Source organism: Microcoleus sp. K1-B1 (genome assembly GCF_036704705.1).
Lineage (GTDB): Bacteria > Cyanobacteriota > Cyanobacteriia > Cyanobacteriales > Microcoleaceae > Microcoleus.
On the sequence record NZ_JAUBSH010000185.1, the window covers coordinates 1 to 2,558 of the forward strand.

2 protein-coding genes are annotated in these 2,558 nt (G+C 40.5%); one reads left to right on the forward strand and one right to left on the reverse strand.

Translation table 11 applies throughout. The features are described 5' to 3' along the window. Positions 1 to 689 precede the first annotated feature (689 nt). Entirely contained in the window at positions 690 to 1,115 is a 426-nt protein-coding gene (locus QUA83_RS30225; protein WP_333297892.1) for a hypothetical protein, read from the forward strand. 523 nt (positions 1,116 to 1,638) lie between these two features. On the opposite strand, the gene QUA83_RS30230 is transcribed toward QUA83_RS30225, so the two are convergent. Then, positions 1,639 to 2,469 carry a hypothetical protein gene (locus tag QUA83_RS30230; protein ID WP_333297894.1) on the reverse strand — a complete coding sequence of 277 codons (831 nt, stop codon included), beginning with the start codon at positions 2,467 to 2,469 and terminating at the stop codon, positions 1,639 to 1,641. Between the last annotated feature and the right edge of the window lie 89 nt (positions 2,470 to 2,558).

A 2,558-nucleotide genomic window follows, 5' to 3' on the forward strand; every position in this document is an offset into this window, starting at 1 on the left:
TTGTTCGTAATTCATCTTATTAATCTAATTTTTTATTTTATTTTACCTAGAACGAGCGCACTTTCGCAAGAGGTCTACTGTCCAGCATGATGTGGGCCTGTCATCAGAAACGGGAGCTTATCTACGCAACAGACTTAACTTGAGTCTAAGGGGCGGGCCAACTTCACCGATTTCTGATGTCTTTTTGCTCACACTTTCGCCTGTTACAGAACCATTTGTACGAAACTTTCCTTGTTTCTTTAGATTTACTTTGCTTGTCGGCTCGATCGACTGATTATCGGTTCGTGAGCCTGATTGTCGGTTCGTGAGCCTGATTGATGTGGCGATCACCCATTTGTCGGTACGATCACCCATTTGTCGGTACGATCTACTGAGTGTCGGTACGATCTACTGAGTGTCGGTACGATCTACTGAGTGTCGGTACGATCGACTGATTGTCGGTACGATCGACTGATTGTCGGTACGATCGACTGATTGTCGGTATGATCTACTGATTGTCGGTATGATCGAATCAATGACGTGGCGAGCGGCTAGCTCACTCTTTTAAGATACAAGGGGCGGGTTCACCAACAATACCTGCCAATAATTAACAATCTCAAAAACCCGCCCCGGCCGAGATATCGCGAGAGATCGACAGGACATAAGGATCGAATTAAGCGAGTAGATTCAAGTAGAATCCCAGAAGCATTATGAAATCTGAAAAGTCGGCTATTAGCTATAATATCGGTCAAAAATGGGCTGTAACTCTGTGCTGCGAAGCAGAAGAAGAACTGGAATTGAGAGTTGCAAAAATCGTTGGGTATTTAGACAAAAATTATCTCTTAAAGCAATGGGCAATATCTGATATTGAAGCTACGGGCAGTTACGGCAATTGCTTGACTGCGCGGTCTAATAATCTGGAAATATTTCAGGTATCTACTTCTGATTCGTTGGAGGTAATGAGGGAAGAATGTCACGTTATTGAGTTAGATGCTAGTTTGATAAAAGACGACGAGGAAGTGTTTAAAATATTGATTAGAGATGGGGTTTCAATTGATTTACTTGGCAGCGGGGAGATGATGCCGCTGACAGTTTTGGGGAAATATGTTTATGTTGACAAAGAACTGTTTATGTGATCAAGGACGTGGGAGCGATCGCACTTCAAAAAGCTGTTCAAACGCGGTCATAGGATGCTGCGAACAAATGAGAAGAGAGGAAGTGCGATCGTAATTGTTTCGCGTTTTTGCTGAAATGCGATCACTTACTAAAATCCAAGGTCTTAGGCCTTAAATCATTAGCCAAGTCCTGGAGCTCATCCTCTTGATTATCAAGGTATTGTTGTGCATTACGCTTCAGTGTTCTCTGACCCTCTACCCAGACTTCAGGACAATATATCTCTGCACCCACGCTTAATATCCTGCTTGATGCTAATCTCATACTAAAGTGTTTTGGAGTCGGTTTTATACTATCTCCATAACTCGATAATAATATATCGACAGCAGCTAACGGATCTCCCATTGTCCATTGGTAACAAGTTAAGCTAAGAAAGCATTTGTCAATCAGCAATTATGCTCAACATTTACTGGGATTTTGGGCATAAAACTGAGATTTGGGCGATCGAGGAATCATGAGGAATCATGCCGAGGGTGATATTTATACCTACTCCCTCTCAAATCGTGAATTTTCCACTCCTAAAAAAGCAGTTTTTTTGAGTAATATTACTGATTGACAAATGCAATTAAGTCTTAACTTGTCACCAATGCCCATTGTCTCACAAGCAGAACGGCCAATCTTCACTTTTTCCTTCCCATCAAGAGTGTTCCAAGTATCCCATACGAACCCATTTTCATCTAATTGGTTTTGGACTGATACTAAAAACTTTCTATCTTGATCGGAAACACCAGGATTACTAAGCGGAGTAGAGTTATCAAGTTCACCTCCTGAAGAAGAATCTGTATTTGTTGGATTACCAGAGTTTTTTTGAGCTTCTTCAGCAGCTTTTTTAGCTCTTTTTATCGTATCAGAGATATCTCCTGGAGAAGAATCTGTATTTGTTGGATTACCAGAGTTTTTTTGAGCTTCTTCAGCAGCTTTTTTAGCTCTTTTTATCGTATCAGAGATATCTCCTGGAGAATAATCTGTATTTGTTGGATTACCAGAGTTTCTTTGAGAAATAATTTTAGCTTTTTCTAACACATCAGAGATTTTTTCTGCAACATCATTCCTGCCCTTACTCTTAGCAATTCTTGCGGCATTTTCCATTGAACTAAGGCCTTCTTGTACTTGTCCACTAGAGTATTGACAAAGCCCCTTGTAGAAGTGGGCTAGTGCAAAATTATTATCAATGGACAAAGCTCTTTCAGAATCTTCAAGACAGCCTTGAACGTCTTTAGCTACGTATTTTATGCTAGCAGATTGTTGTAACTCGATTGCTTGTAAAGGTATTTCAGATTGCTTAGTATTAGGCTGCTTGTCTGGTAAACAACCCAAGCATAAAAAAGTCGGCTCTCCTGAGTTTATGGTGTAAAATGTACCTACTAATACATTTACCGTTATGAGCTTCCATCTAGACTATCTAT